Raw genomic sequence first — 6,211 nt, 5'->3', positions numbered from 1 at the left:
AAGGTTATTTCGAAAACATCATTTTTAATTTCTTTTTTTTCAATTTTCAAATCTGGTTTACTTTCTGAATTAGGATAATTATAATAAATAGTAATTAGTTCTTCTGGCGATTTGATATTTGTGTTTTTCACAATGTCTTTATTTATCATTTCCGTATCCATATTATTGAATGATTCACTACAAGAAGTAAGATAAAAAAATAAAAATGATATGTAAAGATATTTCATTGATTTCGAGTTTGTTAATGTGATTTTTTTAAGTTAAGAATAGAAGACCTACAAGGTCGGAAAAAGACCTTGCAGGAAATAATTCTTAATCTGTGAAAATTCGTGCTAATCTGTGTAAAAAAATTAAGCAATCCGATGCCCCATACTTTCACTCCAAATCGCAAACCAATCTTCTTGTTCCAAAACCATTTCTGTGGCTTTGTGAATGTTCTGCAACCGACCCGTATTTACTGTTCCAGCAAGCGGAATAATATTCGCAGGATGTTTTAAAATCCAAGCCAACAAAATCATGTCGCTTCCCACTTCGTATTTTTCTACCAATCGGGATAAAAGTTTTTTCAAATCACGCGTTTGCTTCGTATCTTCTCTAAAAACGGTTCCCAACGGATTCCAAGCCATCGGTTGAATGTTGTGAATTTGCATATAATCCAAACTTCCATCAACCATCGGGTTGAAATGAGTCGCCGAAAACTGAATTTGATTGTAGTTCATTTCAATTTTTGAACGCAACAATTCCGTTTGTGAAGTTGTAAAATTGGAGACACCAAAATCTAGAATCTTTCCTTCTTTTTTCAATTGTGTAACCGCTTCTGCCACTTCATCCGCCTGCATTAATGGATTTGGTCGATGAATCAGTAAAGCATCTAAATAATCAGTCTGCAAATTTTTCAACGAAGTATCAACCGACTTTATCATGCTTTCTTTGGAAGATTCATATTGTTTGACTTGCGTCGAATTTGCAGCCGGTTTAATCATGCCACATTTAGAAATAAGCTGCACTTTTTCACGTGCAATTCCGCTTGATTTAAAGCCTTTTCCAAAGTCAGTTTCGGTGGTGTAATCGCCATAAATTGCGGCATGGTCAAAGGTGGTAATGTTGTTTTCGACACAAACGTGGATGGTATTTGCCATTTCGGAAGTGGAAAGTTTTTTGTCCCAACTTCCCCAATTCATAGTTCCTGCAATAATGCGTGAAAATCTAGAGTTCATACGTATTTGTTTTGTTTTTAGGTTTTGTAGGTTACCGCTTCATTTACAACGGTTTCCCAATGCTCAAAGTAAATTAATTGCTATTTGCTACTATCTTTTTTAAAGTTCTTAAATTTATAAAAACAAAATCACAATACACACTTAAAGCCCGATGTTTTGCGCAAGTTTTAACCAATTATTAACATCGAACTCCTAAAATTTTTTTCAATTTGCGTCCTAATATTCATACACTGAAAATTACCCTAACAATATAGATACGATGGAAGAGAATACGGCTACTTTAGACATTAGAGCGATTAATGAAAAGATAGAACGCGAAAGTGCATTTATTGACTTGCTGAACATGGAAATGAACAAAGTGATTGTGGGTCAAAAGCACATGATCGAGCGTTTGTTGATTGGTCTTTTAGGACAAGGACACATCTTACTCGAAGGTGTTCCAGGATTGGCAAAAACATTAGCAATCAATACCTTGTCGCAAGCAATTGATGCTTCGTTTAGCAGAATCCAGTTTACACCCGATTTACTTCCAGCTGATGTTGTTGGAACAATGATTTACAACATCAAAGCCAACGAATTTTCGATAAAAAAAGGGCCTATTTTTGCCAATTTTGTTTTAGCAGATGAGATCAACCGTGCTCCAGCAAAAGTACAATCCGCTTTGTTAGAAGCAATGCAGGAAAAACAAGTAACCATTGGCGATACAACATTCAAATTAGACCGACCATTTTTAGTTTTGGCTACACAAAATCCAGTGGAACAAGAAGGAACGTATCCTTTGCCAGAAGCACAAGTCGACCGTTTTATGTTGAAAACGGTAATCGATTATCCAAAAATGGAAGACGAGAGAATGGTAGTGCGTCAAAATTTAAAAGGTGCTTTCGAAAAAGTAAATGCCGTAATTTCTGTCGAACAAATCATTCGTGCTCAAGCGGCTGTTCGAGAAGTCTATATGGATGAAAAAATTGAAAAGTACATTTTGGATATCATTTTTGCAACGCGATATCCGGAAAAATATAAATTAGAAAGTTTGAAACCATTAATCAGTTTTGGCGCTTCGCCTCGAGGAAGTATCAACTTGGCTACGGCAGCAAAATGTTACGCTTTTATCAAACGAAGAGGTTATGTAATTCCAGAAGACGTTCGAGCAGTTGTACACGATGTATTGCGTCACCGAATTGGAATTACCTATGAAGCTGAAGCTGAAAATGTAACTTCGATGGATATTATTAACAAGATTATTAATGAGATTGAAGTACCCTAAAGATAGTTTTCAGTTTTCAGTGGCAGTTTTCAGACGTTGGTCTACTGCGACTGAAAACTGCGACTGAAAACTAAATAAATGGAAACAAAAGACCTATTAAAAAAAGTACGTAAAATCGAAATCAAAACCCGAAGATTGAGCAATCACATCTTTTCGGGGGAATACCATACGTCGTTTAAAGGACGCGGAATGACGTTTTCAGAAGTGCGTCAATACCAATATGGTGATGATATTAGAGCAATCGATTGGAACGTTACAGCTCGATATAACGAGGCTCACGTAAAAGTTTTTGAAGAAGAACGCGAATTGACCATGATGTTAATGGTCGACATCAGCGGTTCATCTGGTTTTGGAACAAAAAATGCGTTGAAAGAAGATATTGTCACCGAGATTGCGGCAACCATGGCTTTTTCGGCAACGCAAAACAACGATAAAATTGGATTGATTTTATTTTCAGACCAAATTGAATTGTATATTCCACCAAAAAAAGGCAAGTCACACGTCTTGCGAATCATCAGAGAATTGATTGAATTTCAGCCAAAAAGCAACAAAACCGACGTGGCTCAAGCGTTGAAATTTTTGTCAAGCACACAAAAAAAGAAAGCAATTGTATTTTTAATTTCTGATTTTATGTCGGAGGATTATGAACATACATTGAAAATTGCTTCTAAAAAACACGATATTATTGGCATTCGAGTGTACGACATTCGAGAAGAATCCATACCGAATTTAGGAGTGGTTCCAATGCTTGATGCGGAAACGGGCAAAGTTCAATTGGTAAATACGGGTTCGAAACAAGTGCGCTTGAATTATGAAAAACACTACCACGAAAAAGTAAAATACTTCAAAGAAACCTTTAGCAAATGTGGTGCAGGTTCAGTTAGCTCCCGGGTTGACGAAAGTTATGTTACCAAATTATTAGGATATTTTAAATCGCGATAATCCAGCGAAACACTGTTTTTAAATAGATGAAAATTAAATTATACATTTTAGTATTGCTTTGTACCAACGCACTTTTTGCTCAAAAAGTGACGACTTCTATTGATACAACTAAAAACAAAATTGGAGCCCAATTCAATTTGACTATAAAAACGGAAGTGGATACGGCAACACAAGTATCGTTTCCAAAATCGAAAAATTTTGGACCTTTAGAAGTAATTCGGTCGTATCAAATTGACACCATAAAAAAGGATGGAAAATATGAGTTGATTAAGAAATACGGACTTGCCCAATTTGATTCCGGAACCTACACCATTCCACAATTAAAAATTTTGGTTGGCAAAAACGTTTTACTGTCAGATTCTTTGAAAGTTACCGTTCAAAATGTCGCAGTGGATACATTGAAGCAAAAAATGTACGAAATCAAACCCATTGCAAAAGCGGATAGTTCGTCGTCATGGATTTGGAAATGGATTCTGGGATTGTTGCTCATTATCGGAATTGGCGCTTTGGTTTATTTCTTAATGAAAAAATTTCAACGAAAGAAAATCGAAGAAGTTGTTTATAAAACGCCTATCGAAAAAGCTACGAATTTGCTGAACAATTTGGAGAAAAGAGAGCTTTGGCAAAAAGGAGCTGTTAAAGAATATTACAGTGAATTGACAGATATTGCCCGAAATTATATTGAAGAAGCCATTGAAATTCCCGCAATGGAAAGTACCACTTCTGAATTAATTGAAGGTTTGCGAAAAGCTTCTTTGAAAAAGAAAATGAAGATTTCGCCTGAAATTTTGGAAAATTTAGAACGCGTTTTGAAGCAAGCTGATTTAGTGAAATTTGCCAAATCAAAACCACTAGATTTTGAAATTGCAGAAGACAAAAAGAAAATTGAGAAAACAATTCTGACTTTAGACAACGCCATTCCACAAATTATTGAGGAAGAAGCGGACGATGATATTTTGAATGAAGCCCAACGTCAGAAAGTAATCAAACAGAAATTACGCAAGAAGCGAATTACACGAATTGTAGTTTCAAGTGTAGTGGTTTTTGTCGTGCTTTTTGGAACCGCTATTTTCTTTATTGCCACAAAAGGTTTTGATTTTGTAAAAGATAATTTGATTGGTCACCCAACAAAAGATTTAGTGGAAGGCGAATGGATTACGAGTGAATATGGAAATCCAGGAATCCGAATTGAAACACCAAAAGTTTTGAGTAGGGTGGATGTGGCAGCCACTTTGCCTAAAGAGGCATTTGCTTTGATAAAAGACATGCAAACTTTTTCTTACGGTAGTTTGATGAGTAATTTCTCGGTTTCGATTTCTACATTGCATTACAAACAAGAAACTAAAGTAGATTTGAAAACTGCAATTGAAGGTACTTTGCAAATTTTTGAATCGCAAGGAGCGAAAAATATTATTGGCGACCAAGGCGAATTTACAACACCCGAAGGAATAAGTGGTGCCAAAGGATATGGAACATTTAGCATCCTCAATCCAATAGACAAGAAAAGTTACGAGATGTATTATGAAACGATTATTTTTGCGCAAGACGGTGGTTTGCAGCAAATCAATATTATTCAGAATCAGAACGATAAATATGCGAAAGAGATTTCTGAACGTATTTTGAAATCGGTAGAATTTAAAAGAGACAACAAATGATGACAAATGTAACTTTTTTAAATCCCGGATTTTTCTGGCTGTTTTTATTGATTCCAATTGCTATCGCGTGGCATTTTTGGACTAGAAAAACACAATCGGCAACGCTAAAAATGAGTTCGCTACAAGGTTTTAAGCAGTCAAAATCAGTGTTGACAAAGTTGAAACCAGCTTTATTTGTCATGCGAATTTTGGCATTATCAGCGTTGATTATTGCAATGGCAAGACCAAGAACGGTGGATATCAGTAGTCAAACCAAAACCACAAAAGGAATTGATATTGTATTATCTATCGACGTTTCCAGTAGTATGTTGGCCAAAGATTTAAAGCCAAATCGAATGGAAGCTTTGAAAGATGTTGCATCCACTTTTGTAGAATCTCGACCAAATGACCGAATTGGATTGGTTTTGTATGCGGGAGAAAGTTATACCAAAGTTCCTGTAACCAGCGATAAAGCCGTGGTTATTGATGGATTGAACGGAATAAAATTCGACAATGTTTTAAAAGACGGAACAGCAATTGGCACAGGTTTGGCAACAGCCGTGAACCGATTAAAGGATAGTAAAGCCAAAAGCAAAGTGATTATTTTGTTGACAGATGGAGTCAATAATTCGGGAACCATCGAACCAGAAACGGCTTCTGATATTGCGAAAGAATTTGGCATAAAAGTATATACCATTGGTTTGGGAAGCAATGGAATGGCTCAATATCCGTACTCTATTGCTCCAAATGGCGATTTTATTTTCAGAATGATGAAAGTAGAAATTGATGAGCAATTGATGAAAAACATTGCAAAAAATACAGGTGGAAAATATTTCAGAGCCAACTCAAATTCAAAATTAGAAACCATTTATAATGAAATCAACAAGTTGGAAACCACGGAAATAGAAGAACTAAAATTCTATGATTACGACGAAAAATACCGACCATTTTTGATTTTTGCAGGCCTTTTATTGTTGCTTGAAATTGGATTACGAAATACCGTTTACAGAAGTTTTATTTAAAATTTCGATTATTGAGTTATTAAGTTAAATTCCGTATATTAGTTCCTTTAAATACTGAATTATGGATAATTTTAAAGGTCAAAATATACTCAATCTAGTAAAAGAATTCCCAAATGATGATTCTTGTAAAGC

Annotated in this window: 5 protein-coding genes; 4 read left to right on the top strand and 1 reads right to left on the bottom strand. The window is 35.3% G+C overall.

All coding sequences use genetic code 11. The features are described from left to right. Positions 1–350: 350 nt before the first annotated feature. Positions 351–1,217 (bottom strand): aldo/keto reductase family oxidoreductase, encoded by an 867-nt coding sequence (locus tag ACIQ2X_RS12690; RefSeq protein ID WP_396179287.1) that lies wholly within the window; start codon positions 1,215–1,217, stop codon positions 351–353. A 259-nt stretch (positions 1,218–1,476) separates the two neighbouring features. Here ACIQ2X_RS12690 and ACIQ2X_RS12685 point away from each other — a divergent pair, with 259 nt between their 5' ends. From ACIQ2X_RS12685 to ACIQ2X_RS12670, 4 genes are all read left to right on the top strand, one after another. Further along, positions 1,477–2,481, top strand: a complete 1,005-nt coding sequence (locus ACIQ2X_RS12685; protein WP_396179286.1) for an AAA family ATPase — start codon at positions 1,477–1,479, stop codon at positions 2,479–2,481. Between the two features lie 78 nt (positions 2,482–2,559). Beyond that, entirely contained in the window at positions 2,560–3,423 is an 864-nt protein-coding gene (locus tag ACIQ2X_RS12680; RefSeq protein WP_396179285.1) for a DUF58 domain-containing protein, read from the top strand. Positions 3,424–3,449: 26 nt separating this feature from the next. Further along, positions 3,450–5,078 (top strand): BatD family protein, encoded by a 1,629-nt coding sequence (locus ACIQ2X_RS12675; protein WP_396179284.1) that lies wholly within the window; start codon positions 3,450–3,452, stop codon positions 5,076–5,078. Then, positions 5,078–6,079, top strand: coding sequence for a VWA domain-containing protein (locus ACIQ2X_RS12670; RefSeq protein WP_396179289.1), 1,002 nt, complete (start codon positions 5,078–5,080; stop codon positions 6,077–6,079). Before ACIQ2X_RS12675 ends, ACIQ2X_RS12670 begins: the two co-directional genes overlap by 1 nt. Positions 6,080–6,211: the final 132 nt, after the last annotated feature.

Source organism: Flavobacterium sp. (assembly GCF_044368625.1).
GTDB lineage: Bacteria > Bacteroidota > Bacteroidia > Flavobacteriales > Flavobacteriaceae > Flavobacterium.
The sequence above is the reverse complement of the archived record's forward strand: the minus strand, read 5'-3'. Positions and strand labels throughout refer to the sequence as shown.